19 protein-coding genes are annotated in these 21,023 nt (G+C 68.3%); 7 read left to right on the top strand and 12 right to left on the bottom strand.

The genetic code is table 11. The annotated features are described in order from the left end of the window. The first annotated feature begins 155 nt into the window (after window positions 1-155). Window positions 156-3,170, top strand: coding sequence for a beta strand repeat-containing protein (locus tag ACIQF0_RS19155; protein WP_401030959.1), 3,015 nt, complete (start codon window positions 156-158; stop codon window positions 3,168-3,170). 83 nt (window positions 3,171-3,253) lie between these two features. On the opposite strand, the gene ACIQF0_RS19160 is transcribed toward ACIQF0_RS19155, so the two are convergent. Together ACIQF0_RS19160 and ACIQF0_RS19165 are read right to left on the bottom strand one after the other, a co-directional pair. Beyond that, window positions 3,254-3,622, bottom strand: coding sequence for a hypothetical protein (locus tag ACIQF0_RS19160; RefSeq protein WP_401030960.1), 369 nt, complete (start codon window positions 3,620-3,622; stop codon window positions 3,254-3,256). A 9-nt stretch (window positions 3,623-3,631) separates the two neighbouring features. Further along, window positions 3,632-4,015, bottom strand: coding sequence for a hypothetical protein (locus ACIQF0_RS19165; protein ID WP_401030962.1), 384 nt, complete (start codon window positions 4,013-4,015; stop codon window positions 3,632-3,634). A gap of 255 nt (window positions 4,016-4,270) precedes the next feature. On the opposite strand from ACIQF0_RS19165, the gene ACIQF0_RS19170 reads away from it, so the two are divergent. Further along, window positions 4,271-4,867, top strand: a complete 597-nt coding sequence (locus tag ACIQF0_RS19170; protein WP_401030964.1) for a hypothetical protein — start codon at window positions 4,271-4,273, stop codon at window positions 4,865-4,867. A gap of 137 nt (window positions 4,868-5,004) precedes the next feature. On the opposite strand, the gene dnaB is transcribed toward ACIQF0_RS19170, so the two are convergent. From dnaB to ACIQF0_RS19200, 6 genes are all read right to left on the bottom strand, one after another. Further along, window positions 5,005-7,032: a replicative DNA helicase gene (gene dnaB, locus ACIQF0_RS19175; RefSeq protein WP_401031479.1), complete on the bottom strand. Its 2,028-nt coding sequence runs from the start codon at window positions 7,030-7,032 to the stop codon at window positions 5,005-5,007. A 531-nt stretch (window positions 7,033-7,563) separates the two neighbouring features. Next, entirely contained in the window at window positions 7,564-8,016 is a 453-nt protein-coding gene (gene rplI / locus ACIQF0_RS19180) for a 50S ribosomal protein L9 (RefSeq protein ID WP_401030966.1), read from the bottom strand. A gap of 17 nt (window positions 8,017-8,033) precedes the next feature. Further along, entirely contained in the window at window positions 8,034-8,273 is a 240-nt protein-coding gene (gene rpsR / locus ACIQF0_RS19185) for a 30S ribosomal protein S18 (RefSeq protein ID WP_030480165.1), read from the bottom strand. Window positions 8,274-8,331: 58 nt separating this feature from the next. Further along, a complete protein-coding gene (locus ACIQF0_RS19190) occupies window positions 8,332-8,841 on the bottom strand; it encodes a single-stranded DNA-binding protein (RefSeq protein WP_093595232.1) in 510 nt (169 codons plus the stop codon). Window positions 8,842-8,870: 29 nt separating this feature from the next. Next, the gene (gene rpsF, locus ACIQF0_RS19195; RefSeq protein ID WP_093596207.1) at window positions 8,871-9,179 is read right to left on the bottom strand and encodes a 30S ribosomal protein S6; all 309 of its coding nucleotides are present in this window, start codon (window positions 9,177-9,179) and stop codon (window positions 8,871-8,873) included. A 101-nt stretch (window positions 9,180-9,280) separates the two neighbouring features. Continuing rightward, window positions 9,281-10,210, bottom strand: coding sequence for a hypothetical protein (locus tag ACIQF0_RS19200; RefSeq protein WP_401030969.1), 930 nt, complete (start codon window positions 10,208-10,210; stop codon window positions 9,281-9,283). A 131-nt stretch (window positions 10,211-10,341) separates the two neighbouring features. Between ACIQF0_RS19200 and ACIQF0_RS19205 the strand changes: the two genes are divergently transcribed. Genes ACIQF0_RS19205 through ACIQF0_RS19215 form a run of 3 tightly spaced genes read left to right on the top strand, consistent with a single transcriptional unit; the run spans window position 10,342 to window position 13,539 of the window. Next, the gene (locus tag ACIQF0_RS19205; protein ID WP_401030971.1) at window positions 10,342-11,112 is read left to right on the top strand and encodes a deoxyribonuclease IV; all 771 of its coding nucleotides are present in this window, start codon (window positions 10,342-10,344) and stop codon (window positions 11,110-11,112) included. 23 nt (window positions 11,113-11,135) lie between these two features. Next, window positions 11,136-12,512 (top strand): glycosyltransferase family 87 protein, encoded by a 1,377-nt coding sequence (locus tag ACIQF0_RS19210; protein ID WP_401030973.1) that lies wholly within the window; start codon window positions 11,136-11,138, stop codon window positions 12,510-12,512. 19 nt (window positions 12,513-12,531) lie between these two features. Beyond that, window positions 12,532-13,539, top strand: coding sequence for a GDSL-type esterase/lipase family protein (locus ACIQF0_RS19215; protein WP_401030975.1), 1,008 nt, complete (start codon window positions 12,532-12,534; stop codon window positions 13,537-13,539). Here ACIQF0_RS19215 and ACIQF0_RS19220 read toward each other — a convergent pair. The 3 genes from ACIQF0_RS19220 to ACIQF0_RS19230 all read right to left on the bottom strand — a co-directional run bounded on the left by ACIQF0_RS19220 (window position 13,451) and on the right by ACIQF0_RS19230 (window position 18,423). After that, a complete protein-coding gene (locus tag ACIQF0_RS19220; protein WP_401030977.1) occupies window positions 13,451-15,064 on the bottom strand; it encodes a glycosyltransferase family 87 protein in 1,614 nt (537 codons plus the stop codon). The two genes, ACIQF0_RS19215 and ACIQF0_RS19220, sit on opposite strands and share 89 nt — an antisense overlap. Window positions 15,065-15,172: 108 nt before the next feature. Then, window positions 15,173-17,674: a transglycosylase domain-containing protein gene (locus tag ACIQF0_RS19225; protein WP_401030978.1), complete on the bottom strand. Its 2,502-nt coding sequence runs from the start codon at window positions 17,672-17,674 to the stop codon at window positions 15,173-15,175. A gap of 350 nt (window positions 17,675-18,024) precedes the next feature. Further along, window positions 18,025-18,423: a DUF5318 domain-containing protein gene (locus tag ACIQF0_RS19230; RefSeq protein ID WP_030480154.1), complete on the bottom strand. Its 399-nt coding sequence runs from the start codon at window positions 18,421-18,423 to the stop codon at window positions 18,025-18,027. A gap of 164 nt (window positions 18,424-18,587) precedes the next feature. On the opposite strand from ACIQF0_RS19230, the gene ACIQF0_RS19235 reads away from it, so the two are divergent. Both ACIQF0_RS19235 and ACIQF0_RS19240 read left to right on the top strand, forming a co-directional pair. Further along, on the top strand, window positions 18,588-19,124 hold the full coding sequence (locus ACIQF0_RS19235; protein WP_360040364.1) for a PadR family transcriptional regulator: 537 nt from the start codon (window positions 18,588-18,590) through the stop codon (window positions 19,122-19,124). A gap of 31 nt (window positions 19,125-19,155) precedes the next feature. Continuing rightward, window positions 19,156-20,241: an inositol-3-phosphate synthase gene (locus ACIQF0_RS19240; RefSeq protein ID WP_360040367.1), complete on the top strand. Its 1,086-nt coding sequence runs from the start codon at window positions 19,156-19,158 to the stop codon at window positions 20,239-20,241. Window positions 20,242-20,286: 45 nt separating this feature from the next. On the opposite strand, the gene ACIQF0_RS19245 is transcribed toward ACIQF0_RS19240, so the two are convergent. Continuing rightward, on the bottom strand, window positions 20,287-21,021 hold the full coding sequence (locus ACIQF0_RS19245; RefSeq protein WP_401030981.1) for an SDR family NAD(P)-dependent oxidoreductase: 735 nt from the start codon (window positions 21,019-21,021) through the stop codon (window positions 20,287-20,289). Window positions 21,022-21,023 lie beyond the last annotated feature (2 nt).

A 21,023-nucleotide genomic window follows, 5' to 3' on the forward strand; every position in this document is an offset into this window, starting at 1 on the left:
CCGGAAGTCGACCGTCGCGCTTTTTTCTTGCGCTCACACAGGTCGATCACCGCGTGCGATTCCCCCGGTGATGGCGCGCCTTCCCCTGCGCGCTTCGGCCCCACCCCCTTGAGCCCCCGTCGCTTTCTCGACGGGAAACCGATGAAGGAGATCTAATGCAGACCTGGGCAAAGCGCGGACTTCAGACCGCGTTTGTCACTGGTGGTTTGCTGATGCTCGGTACGGGCATCGCTTCTGCCCAGGAGAACGTCGACCCGGACGCAGCGCCTCCGGCCGTCGACGTCGCGGCCGCGGTTCCCATCAAGGCCGACCAGAACAAGCTGGCCACCCCGGTCAAGGAGATCACGGTCCCCAAGGTGGACCGCACGATCAGCACGGACCGCGTCACCAGCGCGGTGCCCACCCGCACGGCAGCGCCCGTCGCGAACCCGCTGGTCCGTCAGGCCGGCGAGCGCCTTCAGGGCACCCCGCTCCAGAACCTGGTGCGCGGCAACACGATCCAGGCGCACGTCGATGTGCCGATCAACATCTGCGGTAACGCGATCGCGGTTCTCGCCAACACCGAGGCGACCGGCGACTGCACGCAGACCACGCACCGCGACGGCACCATCGTCACCGATGGCGCGGGCCAGGCTCTCGCCGGCAACGTCGTCGCCGTCAACCACGTGCTCCCGGTCCAGCTGACCGGCAACGCGATCGCGGCGGGTGGCAACGCCACCACCAACACCGACGCCAAGCAGGTCTCCACGACCGGCGGCGACATCACCACCAACGGTGACAAGGGCGCCATCTCCGGCAACGTCGTCTCCGAGCAGGGTGCGACCCCGGTCCAGATCACCGGCAACGGTGTGGGTGCGGCCGGCATCGCCGACGCCAACTCGACCGCCGACACGTTCGCCTCCTCCGAGGGCGACGTCCTGACGAGCGGCAAGAGCAGCTCGATCTCGGGCAACGCCGTGCCGATCCCGCTGTCCCCGCTGGCCGAGGTCAACGGCAACGCGGCAGCCGGTGCCGGCAACGCCGACACCCACTCGACGCAGACCGGCACCGCCATCACCGGTGGCAACGTCGACACCAACGGCGACCCGGCCACGCTGGCCGGCAACATCGTCGAGCCCGCGCTCGCCGGCCCGATCACGGTCGACGACAACGCGGCCGCCGTCGGTGGCAACTCGAACGCCGTCAGCGACACGGCCAACTGGTCGAACGCCGGTGGCACGAAGCACACCAGCGGCACCGGTTCCACCGCCTCGGGCAACGTCGCCGGCGCGCCGGTCTCGCTCCCCGCCGCCGTGGGTGGCAACGGCGCGTCGCTCGTGGGCAACGCGCTCACCGACCACGCCAACGCCGCGACCTCGAACGCCGGTGGCGAGACCTACACCCAGGCCGACAAGTCGGTCCTGTCCGGCAACATCGCCGACGTTCCCCCGGCCACGGCCGTGGACGCGTGCGGCAACGGCGCCACCCTCGCGGGCCAGGCCGCTGGTACCTGCGAGAACGACGTCAAGTCGACCACCAACGGTTACCAGGGCACGACCGGCAACGACTCGGTCATCTCCGGCAACATCGCGTCGACCCCGCTCGCCGCTCCGGCCGAGGTCTACGGCCTCGCCGCGACCCTCGGTGGCCAGGCGTCCGGTTCCGCGGACGAGACCAAGCTGGTTCGCTCCAGCGGTCAGCCGAACACGCAGGACGACAACGGCACGGTCTCGAGCAACATCGTGACCGCCCCCACCGCCGTCGCCCCGCAGGTCTTCGCCGTCACCGCCGGCCTGGTGGGCAACACCACGTCCGACTCGGCGAACGACACCACGGTCATCGCGGGCAAGGACCCGAAGGCCTACGGCAAGAAGTCCTCGGTCTCCGGCAACATCGTCCAGGTCCCGACCTCGACGCCGGCCCAGGTCTTCGCCGACGGTGCCACCCTGGTCGGCAACAACAAGACCACCGGTGACAACGACACCGACATGAAGGCCGGCGGCGACGCTCTCACCACGGGTGAGAAGGGCTCCATCGCGGGCAACGTCGTCTCGGCTCCGGTCGCCACCGGCACCCAGGTGCTCGGCTGGTCGGTCGGCGGCGGCAGCAACGTCGACGCCTTCTCCACCAACGCCCTGTCGTCCGTCGCCGGTGGCGACGTCAACAGCAACGGCGACCAGGGCGCGGTCTCGGGCAACCTGATCGGCGCGCAGCCGGCCGTGCTCCCGGCCGTTCCGGGCAACACCGTTGCCGCGGCGGGCATCACCAACTCCGACGTGGTGTCCGACACCAACGTCGTGTCCGGTGCCGACAGCTACTCGAAGGCCGACGACGCCTCGGTGTCCGGCAACCTGATCCACGTCCCCGCCAACGCCGCTGCCGGCGTGTACGCGGACGCGGTCGCGGCTGCGGGCAACGCGACGACCGTCACCGACAAGACGTCGCACACGCAGGCCGGTGGCGAGATGCTCACGGAGGGCAGCGGACCGCTGACCGCCCGCGAGATGACCGTTCCGGTCGAGGCTGCCGCCAAGGTCGCGCGCATCCCCGTCGAGGTCGTCGGCCAGGCGACCACGCTGGGCACGAGCGACGACACGCAGCTCACCGGCGAGGACACCGACGGCACCCTGCGTGCCGCGCAGCTCAAGGGCCTGGAGCTCCCCAAGGGCGTCGACAGCCTGCTGAAGGCCAACGAGGTTCCGACGTTCCACGGTCTCGACAGCAAGCTGCCCGTGAACCAGTTCCCGAACCCGGCTGACCTGGCGGCCATGGCCGGCCAGCTGCCCATCGGGTCCCTGCCGGGCGTGGCGCAGGAGCGCTCCGCTCTGCCGGTCAACGGTGGCGTCGCGAGCCTGTCCCCGAACGTCCAGGGCCTGCCCATCGGCCAGCTGCTCGACGGTGCGAAGGACCTGGTCCCGGCCACCGCCACCGAGCGTTCGCTGCCGTCCCTCCCGGTGACGGCCCCGGCCCTGCCGGTGCCCGTGCAGCTGCCCGCGCTCCCCACCGAGCGCTCGCTGCCCACGCTGCCCGTCGACGGCCCGGCCTCCCTCTCGGGTCTGAACCTGAACCCGACCCAGGGCCTGGCCCCGAAGGCCGACGAGCGCGCGCTGCCGCAGCTGCCGTTCAACGCCCCGGCGCTGGCCTCGATCGACCCGGCCAACCTGTTCCAGACGGTGACCGGCTCGCTGTAAGCAACACCCCGCAGTAACCCGCAGTTGTAACACCCTCCTCCGGTAAGAAACTGAGCCCCAGCGACAGACGTTGTCGCTGGGGCTCAGTGCCGTGCGGGGGGTGTTCGCGCTGTTGAGAGAACGGTTTGCGGCTCCGCATCGCCGTCACTCGTCACCCAGTGGACGTGCGGCCGCTTTCCAATCAGCTGCCTGATCAACTCCGCGATCGGCGCCCCGTCCCCGAAGTCGTGCTCGGCCAGCACCGCCAGCACCGCGTCGCCGTACCGCGCGACCGTGAAGTCTGGTCTCAGCCCTTGCCGCAGGGCCTTCGCTGTTTTCAGCACGTCGTCCGGCGCCGTGATCAGGACCAGCGTCACGAGCGTGCCGCGGGTGCGGGCGCGGATGAGCGACTGCTCCAGGCGGTCCAGGAGCAGGGCGTGGCCGGGCAGGCCCGTGAGCGGGTCGTGCAGCACAGTCCGGTTCTAGCCGAGGTCAGGGCTGTTGACCAGGAGTGGCGCGACGATCAGCCCCGCACGGGTGAGCCCGCCGGGACGAACGGCAAACGGCCAGCCCGCCGCACGTCGTACCGGATCAAGATCGAGCCGGAGGAGCGGCGCTTCCGCCTTGAGATCAACGGCAGGCTCGCGCGGGTGTTCGCCCGGCGAACCGCACAGGTACGCCCGATGCGGCTCGGCACCCACCAGGGCACCGATGGTGCTCACGCGCTGGTGTTCGTCGACCTCTCCACGGACGCGCTCGCCTTCTACGTGACGCCACCTGCCGTTGAACGCGGCGAAGTCGAGCAGCACCGCGACAGCTGGACCCGGTTCGAGGCTCAGCTCGACCCGGATCCACAACAACGCCACGGCGTCGGCTTCATCACCGGTGACGTCTCGGCCCGCTCCTGCTTGTTGTGCCGACCACGTGGGTCCGGCCGCGAGGCGACCACGAAGTCGACCGCCCGCATGATGCGACGGGCTTCCCCGCACGGGAGCCGACGGCGCGAGCGCTTCGGCCTGGCTTGGGCTCGGGCTGTGTGCGCCAGAGCAACGCGGTCGCCCTGGCCGGGTCGCCGCTGCGGTCGGGGACCAGTCCCCGACAGCGTTGGCTAGTTTTCGCGCATGCGTCTGGGGCGGATCGTGGCCGTGCTCGCGTTGGTGCTCTGCGGATGCGGGGCGCCTGCACCGTCCATGTTGGACGACGAGCAGGCGCGGGAGATCGCCGGGATGAGCCCGATGATGTTGCTGGCCTTCGACTGCGACGACAAGCGGTACCGGGCGGTAGTTGCCTGCGAGGTCAGTCCCGAGGCGCGGCGCACGGCGCGGGGCATCGCGGACGGCGTGCTGTGGGGCCGCGTGGTGTTCGTGCAGAAGGAGGACGGGGCGTACGACCTCACGCGACTGTTCGTCGTGCGGACGCCGCGAACCGCGGTGCTGGTCGACCAGACCGGGCAGACCTACACGGGCCTGGAGGATTTCCGCGACCGCAGCACCGTTCTTGGTGACGACGAGACGCTGCTGGTGGCGGGCAACATCATGACCGCGAACGACAGCGGTGAGATCGTCGCCGTCGCCAGGCATCGCACGATTGCCTGGTACTGGTGGCTGCTGGGCGGCTTGGGCGTGCTGGTGGCGGGCCTCGTCGCCGTGATGTACGTGATCAGCACGCGGGACAAGGCTCGCTTCCAGGCCCCGGACAGCGGAAATGCCGCCCCGTAGCTGCCGGGACGGCGTTTCCTGTGGTGAAGGTTGGGGCGGGCGGCCTGCAGGTCATTTTGACTGCATAAGTGCATTTCAAGTGCGGTCTTCATGGAGAAGCCGCAGCAGAGTTCGAGACTCTGCGCAACAACCTCGGCTCAGGTCTGGGCCAGGTCCGTGAAGCGGCTGTAGTGCAGCTGGTGCGCCACGACGATGGTCGCGGTCGGGCCCGCGCGGTGCTTGGCGATGATCAGGTCGGCCTCGCCGGCGCGCGGGTCGTCGCGTTCCCAGGCGTCGGGGCGGTTGACCAGGATGACCATGTCGGCGTCCTGCTCCAGGGAGCCCGACTCACGGAGGTCGGAGAGCATCGGGCGCTTGTCGGTTCGCTGTTCGGGGCCTCGGTTGAGCTGCGAGATCGCGATGACCGGGACGTGGAGTTCCTTGGCGATCAGCTTGAGGTTTCGGGAGAACTCCGAGACTTCCTGCTGGCGTGACTCGGTCTTCTTGCCCGACGACATCAGCTGGAGGTAGTCGACGACCACGAGCTTGAGGTCGTGGCGCTGCTTGAGGCGCCTTGCCTTTGCCCTGATCTCCATCATCGTCAGGTTGGGGCTGTCGTCTACGAAGAGCGGGGCCTCGCTGATCTCGCTCATTCGGCGGGCCAGGCGGGTCCAGTCGTCGTCGCTCATCGTGCCGCCTCGCATGTCGCTCAGGCGGATGCGCGCCTCGGCGGAGAGCATGCGCATGACGATTTCGGTGCGGCTCATTTCCAGGCTGAAGATGGCGCTGGTCATGCCGTGCTTGACGGAGCACGACCTGGCGAAGTCGAGGCCCAGCGTCGAGTTGTGGGTCGGGATCATCGTCTCGCCCGCGAGGTACAGGTGGTCGTGGTTGTCGACCTCGACGCAGCGCACCGGCACGGAGGCGACGGGGCGGACGGCGACGATCTCCACCTGGTCGTGGCGGCCGAGGCCCGCGATCAGTTCGGCCAGGTCGCGGCGCAGGCGGGCGAAGCGGCCGTCGATCTGCAGGGCGGCGAGCAGTTCCTCGCGCTGCTTGCGGGACGCGCGCAGGTACGCGGCGGGGATGTGCGGGTCGTCGGCCAGGTCGAGGTCCTTGGCGACGCGCAGTTCGTCGTCGGTCAGTTCCAGGTCGCCCAGGCCCGAGAGGAACAGGCCGAGCGAGCGGGGAGTGAGAGGCAACGACGCGGTAGGCAGGTCCCAGGCCGCGGACAGGCGCACGAACATGCGGCACACGCCGACGCGGTCGAACAGCTGCGCGGTGGTGCGGATCGCCCAGAAGCCGCCGGTCTCGCTGCACGACTCCGTCAGCCACTGGTGCTCGCCGTCGGCGACGATCACGGTGCCGTCGGAGAACTCGACCTCGAAGCACGGGCGGCCCGTCATCACCTCGGTCGCGGCGACCACTCGGGTCGGGCGGCCGTCGGCGCCGATCAGGAACTCCCCGACGGAGATCTCGCCCATCGTCGTCCAGCCGGACGGGGTGGGCAGCGGTGTGTTCAGGGCCAGCGCCTTGCCGACACCGGGACGGGCGGCGACGATGATCATCTGGCCGCCGTGCAGGCCGTTGGTCAGCGCGTCGAGGTCGGCGAAGCCGGTGGGGATGCCCTGGGACATGCCGCCACGGGACGCGATCGCGTCGATCTCGTCCATCGTCGGCTGCAGCAGGTCTTCGAGGGCGACGTAGTCCTCGGTCGTGCGGCGGTCGGTGACCTCGTAGATCGCGGCCTGCGCGCGGTCGACCACCTCGTCGACGTCCGCGCCCTCGGCACCGTTGTACCCGAGCTGCACGATGCGGGTGCCCGCCTCGACGAGACGGCGCAGCACCGCCTTCTCGGCGACGATCTCGGCGTAGTAGCCGGCGTTCGCGGCCGTGGGAACGGTCGCGATCAACGTGTGCAGGTACGGCGCGCCACCCACGCGCAGCAGTTCGCCGCGGCGTTCGAGCTCGGCCGAGATGGTGATCGGGTCGGCCGGTTCGCCGCGGCCGTACAGGTCGAGGATGCAGTCGTAGATCGCCTGGTGCGCGGGGCGGTAGAAGTCGTTCGGCGCGAGCGCCTCGATGACGTCCGCGATCGCGTCCTTCGACAGCAGCATGCCGCCCAGAACGGACTGCTCCGCGGCGAGGTCCTGCGGCGGCTGACGCTCGAATGCGGGCTCCGCCATGCCCCGGTCGTCCACGAGCGCCACTGCTGAATCACCCCTGCGAAGAGTCGAAAGCCGGTGCGTGAGTCCCCTAGTTGTACCGCGAGGCACCGACAATTTCGGGCGGCCACGCTGTGCGATGACCTTGCCCTGGTCGCGACGCTAGAGGGACCCGTCCGGAGCAAGCAAACCAGCGTGTGGATCGTCCTGTGGACAACTGGGGGACAACCTGTGGATGGATGCTCACAGGGGTCGCGGCACTGGGGACAACCTGTTGACAACCAGTGGAGTGACAGAAGTAACCGCAGCTCAGTGGCTGTGCACAAGTTGTGGAAAAAGTTGTGCGCCACACCCTCGGCGTGTCGCGAAAAACACCCTCTTCGGCGTGTCGCGACCACGCTGAACGCGCGGTTTATCCACAGGACGTGGACAGAGCGGCACTGGTCCGAACGAGCGAAAGCGCCACCCACCCGGAGCATTCCGGGTAGGCGGCGCTTCAGCAAACCGAACCGTGGGCGATCCCCACCAACGTGTGGCGGTTCTGCCCAAAGATCACGCGCCGGCGGTGACGACCAGCGGCAGGGCGACGGTGACCTCGGGGTGGAGGCGAACCGTGACCGAGTGCTTGCCCGTGGTCTTGATGTGACCCGGCAGCTCGATGGCGCGCTTGTCCAGGACCGGACCACCGGCGGACTTGACGGCAGCCGCCACGTCCGACGCGGTGACCGAGCCGAACAGCTTGGTGCTGCCGGCAGCGGCCTTGGCCTTGAGCTCCACGGAGAGACCCTCGAGCGCGGTCTTGATCTCCTTGGCGTGGTCCAGGTCGCGCACGCGGCGGGTGTCCTGCGCGCGGGTGATGACCTGGATCTGCTTCTGCGCGCCACGGGTCGCAACGATCGCGAAGCCACGCGGGAGCAGGTAGTTGCGGCCGTAGCCGTCCTTGACCTCGACGATGTCGCCGGGAGCGCCAAGGCCGGAAACGTCAGCGGTGAGGATGAGCTTCATCGCAGTGTCTCCTTCTCTTAGCGAGCGGTCGAGGTGTAGGGCAGCAGGGCCATCTCACGGGCGTTCTTCACGGCAACAGCGACGTCGCGCTGGTGCTGCGAGCAGTTGCCCGTGACGCGGCGGGCACGGATCTTGCCGCGGTCGGAGATGAACTTGCGGAGCAGCGTCGTGTCCTTGTAGTCGATCAGGGACGCGCTCTTGTCCTTGCAGAAGGCGCAGACCTTCTTCTTGGGCTTGCGCACAGGCGGCTTGGCCATGTGTCTCTAACTCCTGAATACGCGATGAGTGAAGTACTGGATGACCGGTGCAGTCGGTCTAGAAGGGGGGCTCGTCGGCGAAGCCACCAGAGCCGGCCGGCGGGGCGGAACCCCACGGGTCGTCTGCCGGCGCGCCACCGCCACCGCCGCGAGACTGCTGACCGCCGCCGCCGCCGAAGCCGCCGCCACCGCCGCCGTCTCCACGGCTGACCTTGTTGACCTTCGCGGTCGCGTAGCGCAGCGAGGGGCCGATCTCGTCGACCTCCAGCTCCACGACAGTGCGCTTCTCGCCTTCCTTCGTCTCGAAGGAACGCTGGCGCAACCGTCCGGAGACGAGCACTCGCGAACCGCGGGTGAGCGACTCGGCCACGTTCTCGGCGACCTGCCGCCACACGTTGCACCGCAGGAACAGCGCTTCGCCGTCCTTCCACTCGCCCGAATTCTTGTCGAACGTGCGGGGCGTGGAGGCGACCGTGAAGCTGGCCACCGCCGCACCGGACTGGGTAAAGCGCAGTTCGGGGTCGGCAGTCAGGTTCCCGACTACCGTGATCGTCGTCTCACCAGCCATGTCTTGGGAGCTCCCCTAATTCAGGTTCGTCAGGCCTTGACGGCCGACTTGGCGGGCTCGCGGCGCAGGACCTTCGTCCGGAGCACCGTCTCCTGCAGACCGAGCTGGCGGTCCAGTTCCTTCACCGCGTCGGGCGTCGAGGTCAGGTCGAGCACCGCGTAGATGCCCTCGCTGTTCTTGTTGATCTCGAAGCTCAACCGGCGCTTGCCCCAAACTTCAACCTTCTCGACGTTGCCGCCCGACGTCTTGATGACGTTGAGGAACGTGTCGAGAGACGGCGCGATCGTGCGCTCGTCGAGACTGGGGTCGAGGATGACCATCACTTCGTAATGACGCATGAGGACCACTCACCTCCTGTGGACTCACGGCCACGGGCTTTCCGTGGCAGGAGGGTCGTCGCGTCAGCAACTGACAAAGGTTAACAGAGCGCGTCCGGCGACTACGCAGGGGTGCGGCGGAGCACCCAGGTCCGCACCAGCGCACCCGTGACCAGGGCCAGCAGCAGCACCGCGACCAGCACCGGAGCGCCGACACCGCCGGGACCGCTCAGCCGGGGCAACGCCGTGGCGCGGCCGGCCGCCTGCACCGAGTCACCTTCGATACCGGTGCCGTTGGACGCGCGGGGCACCTGCGAGCCGTACCGGACGCCGGGCGACGGCGAGTACAGGCCAGGCATCGCGAACGGCAGCGAGCCGTAGCTGAACAGCGGCACCCGGCCGAAGTTCGAGCCGATGGGGTAGAGCGAGAAGTCGCGGTTGCTCGGCGCGCCCGCGCCCACACCGGGGATCCCCGGCTGCGTGCCGGGCTGACCGGGCGGGGTGCCGGGCTGCGGAGAAGGCTGCTGACCAGGCGGTTTCGGTGCGCCGGGGATCGCGCCGGTGGCCTGCTGCGAGGCGTCCGCGATCGCCTTGGACCCGTCCTGGATCGGCGCGACGACCTGGTTGACGGCGACGAGCGTCACCTGGCAGCCCTGCGTCAGCGTCGAGCGGACGGTCTTGTCGAGCGTGCCCAGGATCGGGCCGAGCAGCGGGATCTTCTGGACCTCCGCCATCACGGCGTTCGCGATCGTGGCACCGCTGATGGTCGTCGTGCCGACCTGCACCGCGCCGATCGGCATGGGCTTGGCCTGCGCGAACGCCTGCTTGAACGGTTCCGCGAGCGGCGGCCCGAGCAACGGCACGGCGCGCACCAGGTCCGTGATCGGCTGCGTCACGGCTGCCGGACTGAGAGAGACGGGGGTGCCGGGCGCGCCCTGCACGGTGGTGGCACAGCTGCCGACCACGATGGGATCTGCCGCGTGCGCGACCCCGCCCACCGAAGCGGACACGAGGGCCAGCAACGCCGTGGCGGCGACGCTCAACAGCCTCATGCGAACCCCTTTCCTACTCTCAAGTAACGACCGTAGGTCCTGGTGGTGACGTAGACCATCCCCAGTTTTTCCAATTACTCCTATCGGCGGCGGCTGCGATGGCGTTATGGACGCCGACTACCCTCCTGCGTATGCGCATCGGGGCCCATGTACGCGACGACGACCCGGTCGGCGCCGCGGCCGAACGCGGGGCCGAGGTCGTCCAGTTCTTCCTGTCGGATCCCCAGGGCTGGAAGAAACCCAAACCTCATCCGCAGACGGAAGCCCTGCTCGCTTCCGACCTCGAGGTGTTCGTCCACGCCCCTTACATGATCAACATCGCGTCGCTGAACAACAAGATCCGGATTCCGTCCAGGAAGAACGTGATCCAGCACGCGGAGGCCGCCGCGACCGTGGGCGCGAAGGGCCTGATCGTGCACGGCGGGCACGTCACGAAGGGCGAGGACCCGGCGGAGGGCTTCGCGAACTGGCGCAAGTTCTTCGAACGCCAGGTCGCCGACGGCGGCTTCGCGGTCCCGGTCCTGATCGAGAACACCGCGGGCGGCGACGGCGCCATGGCCCGCACGTTCGACTCCCTCAAGCTGCTCTGGGACGCGGTCGGCGAGTTCGGCGCGGGCTTCTGCCTCGACACCTGCCACGCGTTCGCCGCCGGTGAGGACCTGGTCGGCATCGTCGATCGGGTGAAAGCCATCACCGGCCGGATCGACCTGGTGCACCTCAACAGCTCACGCGACGAGTTCGGTTCCTCGCGCGACCGGCACGACAACATCAAGACTGGCACCATCGACGCCGACCAGCTGGCGGCCGTGGTCGCCACCGCCGGATGCCCCGTCGTGGTGGAGACGCCGGACGAGGGCCAGGCCGACGACATCGCCTTCCTGCGCGACCGCGCCGGCCGGTGAACTCCGTGCACGAGGTGGTGAGCGTGACGCCCGAGCGAGGCGACGCCGGGCGTTTCGTGAACCGCTTCGGCAGGCCCGCCGCTGTCGTGCTCGTGCTGCTGTGCGGGCTCACGCTGCTGCTGGGCTTCATCAACAAGGACCGCTGCACCGGTCCCGCGTTCGACCAGTGGGGCCGCACGCAGCCCGACTACGACGAGCGCAACAAGGAAGACGTCTGCTACTCCGACATCCAGCACCTCTGGATCGGGCGCGACATCGACCGGCACGTCTTCCCGTACGTCGACGGCAACATCAACGACAAGGGCACCCTCATCGGGGGCTCGGTCGAGTACCCCGTGCTCTCCGGCCTGATCATCTGGGCGGGTGCGATCTTCGCGCACAACGACGCGGAGTACCTGCTCTACTCGTCGCTGCTGATGGCGCCGTTCGGCCTGCTCACGGGCTGGTTGCTGGGCAAACTCGCCCGCTGGCGCGCGTTGCTGTGGGCGATCGGTCCACCGCTGATCCTCTACGCGTTCCACAACTGGGACCTGCCGGTCGTGCTGTGCTCGGTCGCCGCGGTCTTCGTGGTGCACCGCTGGAACCGGCCGCTGGTCGAGAGAGCCACGGTCGCGTCCGTGCTGCTCGGGCTCGGGTTCGCGTTCAAGGTCTACCCGGCCGCCTTCGTGCTGCCGTTGATGCTCTTCGTCGCCACCGGCGGCTGGCGCGGCCAGGAGATGCCGGATGGCAAGAAGTTCGACATCGCCGGCGCGGTCAAGGTCGGGCTCGCCTCGATCATCACGGTCGTACTGGTCAACCTGCCGTTCGCGATCGCCGGCTACGACGGCTGGGCGGCGTCGTTCGAGTTCCAGCAGCTGCGCCGGGTCGACATCACCACGAACTCGATCTGGTACTGGGGCCTGCGGCCGTTCATCGGCGACGACGCGATGCAGTCGCTGGTCGGCGTCATCTCGCCGATCACGATCCTGATCTCGTTCGCGATCGCCGCCGGCTACGGCTGGATGCGGTTCCGGCGCGAGGGCACCTACCCGTGGATCGCGGTGTCCGGCGCGATGCTGTGCGGCTTCATGCTGCTGCACAAGGTCCACTCGCCGCAGTACACGCTGTGGCTGGTGCCGTTCCTCGTGCTGCTGCGCGTGCGGCTGGCCTGGGCGTTCGCCTACTTCGTGGTCGACCTCGCGATGGGCATCGGCATCTTCCGCTGGTTCTGGGCGATCGAGTTCGGTCAGCCGGCCGGGATCTACGACAGCTTCTCCGCGCAGGCCGTGATGATCGGCGTGTGGGGCAGGGCCGCGTTGCTCGTGGCGCTGTTCGTGGTCTTCCTCAAGGCCAGGGACGTGACCGAGGACGATCACGAAGACCTGAAGTTCCTCCGCGGGGCCGTAGCAGCGAAGACCTGATCAGCCGCAGACTTCACCCGTGAGGGTGATCATCGTGCTGGCGTTGCTGCTGGCCTGCGGCGCTTCCGGCGTGCCCGTGCGCTCGGAGGTGATCCGCTGGCTGCCCGTGTGGCAGGCCGTGCCGACGCTGTCGAGCTCCGTGCCGGACCAGAGCGTGCGCACGACCGTCGACCTCGCGGCGGGCGGCACGTCGGTCCGGGTGCGGCTGTCGAACCTGATGGGCATCAAGCCGGTCCGCGTCGAGCAGGTCACCGTCACCGCTGACGGCGAGACGCGGCAGCTCACGTTCGGCAGGTCCCGTTCCGTCACGATCAGGGCCCGCGACGACGTCTACAGCGACGCCGTGCAGCTCAAGGTCACCAAGACGCTCGACATCAGCACGTACTCCCCCGCTGGCACGCCGTGTCAGGCACGCGCCCATCGGACGATCACGTCGACGCGCGAGCAGATCTGCCTCGTCTCGGCCGTCGAGGTCGCGGGCTTCACCGCGCCGGGTGCGGTGGTGATGTTCGGCGACTCGATCACCGAGGGGTTCGCCGAGAACACCTGGCCGTCGCTGGTCGAGACCGACTACGCGGTGCTCAACGCGGGCATCAACGGCAACGGCGTGGTGCTGGGCACGGCGCCGATGGTCACCCGTGTGCACCGGGACGTCCTGTACAGCAAGGAAGTGCGCAAGGTCGTGTTGCTCGGCGGCATCAACGACATCCAGAACGGCGTCAGCGCCGAGAACGTCATCGCCGGCATCCGCACCGTTCAGCTGCGGTGCCAGAACGCGGGCGTGGAGTTCCACGTCGGCACCATCACGCCGTGGCACGGCTGGTACACGTGGACCGAGGAGAAGGAACAGCAGCGGCAGAAGGTGAACGCGTGGATCCGCGCCACCTTCCCCGCCGCGATCGACTTCGACGAGGCCGTGCGCGACCCCGCCGATCCGCTCAGACTGCGTCCGGAGTTCGACTCCGGTGATCACCTGCATCCGAACGGGACCGCATTCGGTGCGATGGCTCGCCTCGTGCGGGTCTGACGAGCTGCCGGTCCGGCGCATCGGCCAGGACGCCCGCCAACGGGTCGTCGCCCGCCATCCGCACGCGGTCGCGCTCCGGGTGGTAGATCTCCTTCAGGACGATCACGCACAACGTGATGACAGCCGCGTCCCGCAGCAGCACGGCGCCGAGGAACCAGTCGATCGGCAGTCCCTTGTTGTCCGTGCCGAGGTAGAAGTACATGCGCGGCACCCACACCAGCGCGTCGACCGTCATCCACGCCAGCAGCAGCTTCCAGCGCGGCAACGCCAGCACGGCCAGCGGCACCAGCCACAGCGAGTACTGCGGGCTCCACACCTTGTTCGTCAGCAGGAACGCCGCCACGACCAGGAACCCGAGCTGCGCGAGCCGGGGTCTCGTCGGCGCCGAGAGGGTCACGTAGGCGATGCCGGCGCAGCAGACGAGGAACAGCACGGAGCTGACGGTGTTGAGGACCGTCGGCGGTTGCCCCTGCGTCAGCCCGGGATCGAAGCCCTGCCACCCCGTCCACTGCACGAGGACGTTGTAGAGCGTGTCCGGGTCGGCGTTGCGTTCGGTGTTGAGGCGGAAGAACTCCCGCCACCCGGTCTGCGAGGCCGGGTTCAGGGCGATCGGCGCGTTGACGAGCGCCCACGCGCCTATGGCCGCTGCGGTGGTGGTGAGGCCTGCCTTGATCCTCTTGGACCGCCAGCACAACAACAGCAACGGCCCGAGCAGGAACAACGGATAGAGCTTCGCCGCACCACCGAGCCCCAGCAGCACGCCGGCGAGCGCGGGTTTCTTGCGCGCCCACGCCAGCAGGCCGGCCGTCGCGAACGCCGTCGCGATCGTGTCGAAGTTCGTGAACGCGTGGACGATGACCAGCGGGGACACCGCCACGATCGCCGCGTCCCACATTCGGCGCCGGGCGATCCTGGCCACCGAGAACACGGTCACCAGCCACGCCACGGCCAGCCAGAACGCGGTGACGTCGAAGAACACGATCACCGTCATCGGCAGCCCAGGGACGAGCGCCACGAGCCCCTGCGCCACCCGCGCGTTGAGCCACATGAAGACGCCGGTGACGACCGGGTACTCCATGTACCGGACGTGCTCGGTCGGCTTGCCCTCGTCGTCCTTCCAGGACGTGATGTACGGGAAGGCACCGCGCTGGTCGAGCCGTTCCGCGGTGTAGAGCGGCACGGTGTCGGAGTAGCAGAGGGCGGTGAACTGCTTGCTGCCCCGCCAGTCGAGCTGCACGACGCCCTTGTCGTCCGTGTACTGCTGGATGCACGGTGACTTCTGCACCCACCCCAGCATCAACGTGACCACGGCGAGCATCAGGATCACCCGCAGTGCCGTCCAGAAGTAGTTCCGGCCGATCTGCGCGTGCTCGCCGAGGGGACCGCCGAACGGTCTGCTCAGACCGCGGGCGAGCGACTCGGTCCAGGTCGGGGCGACGCGCTCTTCGCGAGTGAGCGAATCGGTTTCCTCGGAGAGGTCCTTCTCGGGGGCCTCGGCGGGAAGCTCGGCAGGGCTGCTGGGCACGTCGCGGATGTTACGGCCAAGACCGTTTCGCCGTGGTCAACATCCCTGGACCGAAGCAGAAAGGGCCTGACGCGGAGTACGCGTCAGGCCCTTTCTCATGATCGATCTTTAGCCGCCACCCGGATTGCGGCCCGGGTCCGGGTCACCGCTCGGGTCCGGCGGGCCGGACGGCGGGCAGATGATCTGGCCACAGCCCGACGGCTTGGTCGGCTTGGTCTGCGACGGCTGCGTGTTGCTCGGCTGCGTGTTGCTGGGCTGCTGATTGCTCGGCTGCTGGTTGCTCGGCGGCGGCGACGGCGGGTCCGACTTGCGCGGCGGGTTGAAGTTGCCCAGCGGGACCGGCTTCGCGAACGCCTCCTTCTGTGCGCCCGCGAGTGCCGTGTCCATGAACTTCTTCCACATCAGACCAGGCAGGCCACTACCGAAGATGGGGTTGCCCTGCTTGTTCTTGATGGCCACGTTGCCCTGGTCCTTGCCGACCCACACGGAGGTGGACAGCTGCGGCGTGTAGCCGACCATCCAGGCCTTCGAGTTCTGGTCGACGCTGCCGGGGAGCTCGTGCGTACCGGTCTTGCCGGCGCACGGGCGGCCGCCTGCGCACGCGATCGGCCCTGACGGGATCTCCTTCAACGTCTCGGTGACGTTGTCGGCGATGTCGCGGCTCTTCGTCTCGACCGGGTCGAACGCCGGCACCGGCTGGTCGACGTGCTGGTAGAGGACGTCACCGGTGGGGCCCACGATCTTCGTGACGAAGAACGGAGCCCGGTAGATGCCGCGAGCCGCGAAGGTCGCGAACGCCGAGGCCATGTCGAACGGCCGCACCTGGGCGCTGTCGGCACCGATGGAGATACCGGCGGTGGGCGGGTTGCCACCCTCACCGACCAGGGTCTCCTTGTCCTGGCCGCCCACCCGGACGACCTTCGGGATGCCGGCCGCGTGCGCCGCGTCCGCCACTGCCTTCGTGCCAGTGCCCTCGGGGCCCGCCACCATGTCGTAGAACACGGTGTTGAGGGACTCCTTCATGGCCTGCTTGATCGGGCACTGCTTACCGCACTGACTGGTGCCGGCGTTGCGGATCTCGACGCCGGCGATCTTGCGCGGTGTGGCGTCGTAGGTGTCGCCGATGCCCTTGCCCATCTTCAGGGCGGCCACCAGGTCGAACGGCTTGAACGACGAGCCGGCCTCCTGGATCGTGCCCTTGGCGTAGTCGATGCCCTTGAGGCCGTCCTTGCCCGGGTAGTAGGCCTTGACCGCGCCGGACTGCGGTTCGATCGCGCTGAGCGACGTGCGCAGGTCGGCGTCCTGGCCGTCCATCACGGAGTTCACGGCGTCGACCGCGGCCTGCTGCATCTTCGGGTCGATCGTCGTGTGGACGGTGACGCCGACCTTCTGCGCCTTCTCCATCGTGAGGCCGACGAGCTCGCTGTCGATCTCGTTCTGGACCTGCTGGCTCACGCGGGCGAGCGGGCCGTCGAGACCGGCGGGCTGCGTCTGCTCGAACGGCAGCGGCTGCGGGTACTGGCGGGCGTCGTAGTCGGCCTGGCTGATCCACTTCTTCTGAAGCATCTGGCCCATCACGAATTCCCAGCGCTTCTTCGAGTACTCCTCGTCCTCGGACCAGGAGGGCGTCTGGATCATGCCCGAGATGAGCGCGGCCTCGGAGGGACTGAGGTCCTTCATCGGCTTGTTGTAGTAGACCTGCGAGGCGGCCTTGAAGCCGTTCGCGCCACGACCGAAGTACACCGTGTTGAGGTACGCGGTGAGGATCGTGTTGTGGTCCGACTCGTTGCTCATCTTGTAGGCCTTGACGAGCTCGGTGAACTTACGAGTCAGCGTCGCTTCCTCGTTGCCCGTGGCCTTCTTGATGTACTGCTGCGTCAGACCGGAACCACCCGAGCTACCACCCGTCGCCTGGATCCAGACGGCGCGGACGATGGCCTTGGCGTCGAAGCCGGGGTTGTCGTAGAAGTTCGCGTCCTCCGCGGCCATGACCGCGTTCTTGACGTTGTCCGGAATCTCCTCGTACGTCAGCATCGTGCGGTTCTGACCGGGCGAGGTGATCTTGCCCATCTCGGTGTTGTCCGAGTAGAGCAACGTGATCGTCTTGTCCTGGGCGTCCGCGATCTCGTTCGGGCGCGGCCACTCGACGAGCGGGTACGCGACCGCGATGGCGATCACGGGGCCGAGGATCATCAGGCCGATCGCGACGAACGCACCAATTCGGACGCGCTTCCAGATCTTCTTCTTGCGCAGACGGCGCTCCTCCTCTTCGGTGAGCTCCGGCTCGTCGTCGTAGTACTCGTCGTCATCGTCGGCGACACCGGCCATGAGGAACTCGTCGTCCGGCTCGCGGTGCGTGATGAGCTCGGGTTCGCGCTGCGGCGGCCGGTTGACCGGCGGCATCTGCGTGGTGCGTTCCTCACCGGGGTTGCGCGGGGGCATGCCGGGGCGACCGGGACCACCAGGACCGCCCTGAGGGCCGCCGGGTCCGCCAGGTCCACCGGGGCGACGGCCACCGGGCGGCGGCGCGATCGGCATCCCGCCGGGAGGCGTCGGAGGACGGCCGCCCGGACCACCGGGCCCGCCCTGCGGACCGCCGGGACCGTTCATCCCCGGTCCCTGGGGACGCCCTGGAGCGCCCTGAGGCCCACCAGGACCGCCCTGAGGACCGCCTGGTCCGTTCGGGCGGCGTGGGGGCTGCTGCTGTGGGAAACCACCAGGTGGCGTGCCACCCTGGGGAGGGCGCGCGAAACCGCCGGGTGGGGTGCCCGGTCGCGGCTGATTCGGGACATCGCGCCTCGTGCCGCCGCCGTCCGGGTCGTCCCCGGTCGGCCACTGCGGCTCGCCTCCGCGCTGCCGGTCATCATGCTGGTCGTTCACGTGAAAAGGCCTCCCAGACCGGCGTGCATCAGCACACGGTTCGGTGGTCGTACTTCATTCGGAGCAGTGTCACCTGTGGGTCATTCCGCCGCAGTTCGCCTGCGTGGCTTTTCCAGCCCACGCTTCCCCAGGACGTATGACTGCACCAGGTGGTTCCAACTGCACGTGCGACAAACTTCAACTAGGTACACGGAGAACTCGTCGAAGAGGTTCGCCATCTTCACCAGTTCTTCAGGCGTGCGTGCCGAGCCGGCCGCGTGCTTGAGCTCGTCACCGTAGACCCACGACACGTGCGTGAGCGGTTCCTTGCGGCACACCGGACAGGGCACGTCGGTCGCCGTCCCGTGGAACTTCGCAGCTCGCAGCAGGTACGGGTTCGCGTCGCAGACCTCCATGGTGCCCGTCCGACCGGCATAGACCTCCGCCAGCAGCGCACGCCGCTGCAGCGAGTAGTCCACCACCTGCCGTTGGGTCAACACGTCACCAGAGTACGTGCCGACCGCTTTCCGATGATGGGCCGTTCAGGGCAGCGAGGTCCGGCGCGGTATCACGGTGTGCCACATCCCACAGTTGCAAGGAGCCATCGATGTATCGAGCCGATATAATCGCCTCACCTATCGGTGCAGGTGCGAGGAGGTGACTCGTGTTCGAGTTCGCGCTGCTCGGCCTGCTGCACGAGGCGCCCATGCACGGCTACGAGCTGCGCAAGCGCTTGCATGACCTGCTCGGAGCGTTTCGCGCGTTCTCCTACGGATCGCTGTACCCAACACTGCGGCGACTCCAGAGGACGGGCCTGATCGTGGAGGAGGGGCCGGAGGAATCGGCTCTCTCCTGGGGACGTCGGGCTCGCAAGGTCTACAAGCTGACGCCGGAGGGCAAGGAGCGGTTCGCCGATCTCCTGGCCGACGCGGGTCCGCAGACCTGGGACGACGACTCGTTCGGAGTCCACCTGGCGTTCTTCTCACGCACGCCGGCCGACGTCAGGATGCGCATCCTGGAAGGCCGCCGGCGGTGTGTCGAAGAACGCAGGGAGGGGCTTCGCGAGCGGCTCACGCGCACGGGTGAGCAGATCGACCGCTACACCCGTGAGCTGCACAGCCAAGGCCTGGAAAGCACGGAGCGCGAGGTGCGGTGGCTCAACGAGCTCATCGCGCACGAGAAGTCCGAGCAGGACGAGTAGCGATTCACTGTTGATCAAGGAGGACTCGGCAATGGGCGAAAACCGCCGCACCGTTCGAGTGGCCATCGTCGGGGTGGGCAACTGCGCGGCGTCGCTGGTGCAGGGCGTCCACTACTACCGTGACGCCGACCCGAACACCCGCGTGCCCGGTCTGATGCACGTGCAGTTCGGCGACTACCACGTGCGCGATGTCGAGTTCGTCGCAGCGTTCGACGTCGACGCGAAGAAGGTCGGTACCGACCTCTCCGAGGCCATCGGGGCCAGCGAGAACAACACGATCAAGATCGCGGACGTGCCGCCGCTCGGCGTCGTCGTCCAGCGGGGTCACACCTTCGACGGTCTCGGGAAGTTCTACCGGGAGACGATCGAGGAGTCCGACGCCGAGCCGGTCGACGTTGTTCAGGCGCTGCGTGACGCCGAGGTCGACGTGCTGGTCTCGTACCTGCCGGTGGGTTCCGAGGACGCGGACCGCTTCTACGCCCAGGCCGCGATCGACGCCGGTGTGGCGTTCGTCAACGCCCTGCCCGTCTTCATCGCGTCGGACCCGGAGTGGGCGGAGAAGTTCCGCGCCGCCGGCGTCCCGATCGTCGGTGACGACATCAAGTCCCAGGTCGGCGCCACCATCACGCACCGCGTGCTGGCGAAGCTCTTCGAGGACCGCGGTGTCCAGCTCGACCGCACCATGCAGCTGAACGTCGGCGGCAACATGGACTTCCTGAACATGAAGGAACTGGAGCGCTTGGAGTCCAAGAAGGTCTCCAAGACCCAGGCCGTCACGTCCCAGGTGGACCGCGAGATGGGCAAGCGCAACGTCCACATCGGCCCGTCCGACTACGTGGCGTGGCTCGACGACCGCAAGTGGGCCTACGTCCGGTTGGAGGGTCGCGCCTTCGGCGACGTGCCGCTGAACCTCGAGTACAAGCTGGAGGTCTGGGACTCCCCGAACTCCGCGGGCATCATCATCGACGCCGTGCGCGCGGCGAAGATCGCCCTCGACCGGGGTATCGGCGGCCCGATCCTCTCGGCGTCGTCGTACTTCATGAAGTCCCCGCCCGTGCAGTACTCGGACTCCGAGGCGCACGAGGCCGTCGAGAAGTTCATTCGCGGCGAAGTCTGATGCCGTGAAGGGCCGCTCTCCTTCGCGGAGGGCGGCCCTTCACGTTCAGCGCTTCGAGAGCCGCAGCTTCTGCCAGCTGCCGTCCGCGGTCCACCCGCCGTCGACCGGCAGCGCGACTCCGTTGATGTACCGAGCGTTGTCACTGGCCAGGAACCGCACGGCCTGCGCGATGTCGTCCGGCGCCGCGAACCGGTTCATCGGCACGTGGTCGGTGATGTCCTCGTCGACGTAGTACCCGCCGGCCTGCGACTCGACGTCCATCTCGGTCTTGACCCAGCCGGGACACACGGCGTTGACCCTGATCCCCCGCCCGCCCCACTCGACGGCGAGCGTGCGCGTCAGCCCGATCAGCCCGTGCTTCGTCGTGTTGTACGCGGCCCGGTCCGCCACCCCCTGCAGCCCGGCGACGGACGCGATGTTGACGACGCTGCCGGATTTCTGTTCCAGCATGACCTTGCCCAACGCCTGCGTGAGCAGGAACGGCCCGGTCAGGTTGACCGCCATGATCCGTTCCCACTGCTCCAGGCTCGTGTCCTCGAACGGCACGATGCCGGCGATCCCGGCGTTGTTGACCAACACGTCCACACGGCCGTAAGTGCTGGTCACGTGATCGGTCAGGCGCTGGACGTCCGCGGCGCTGGCGACGTTGCCGACGATCCCGTCCTTGCTCTCCTGCAGGTCGAAGCCGACGACGGCGAACCCGTCCTCGCGCAGCACGTCCGCGATCCGCAGGCCCATGCCCTGCGCGGTGCCGGTGACCACAGCAACTCGTTGCGTCATAC

Origin of the sequence: Lentzea sp. NPDC092896, from assembly GCF_044754905.1 — a bacterium.
Lineage (GTDB): Bacteria > Actinomycetota > Actinomycetes > Mycobacteriales > Pseudonocardiaceae > Lentzea.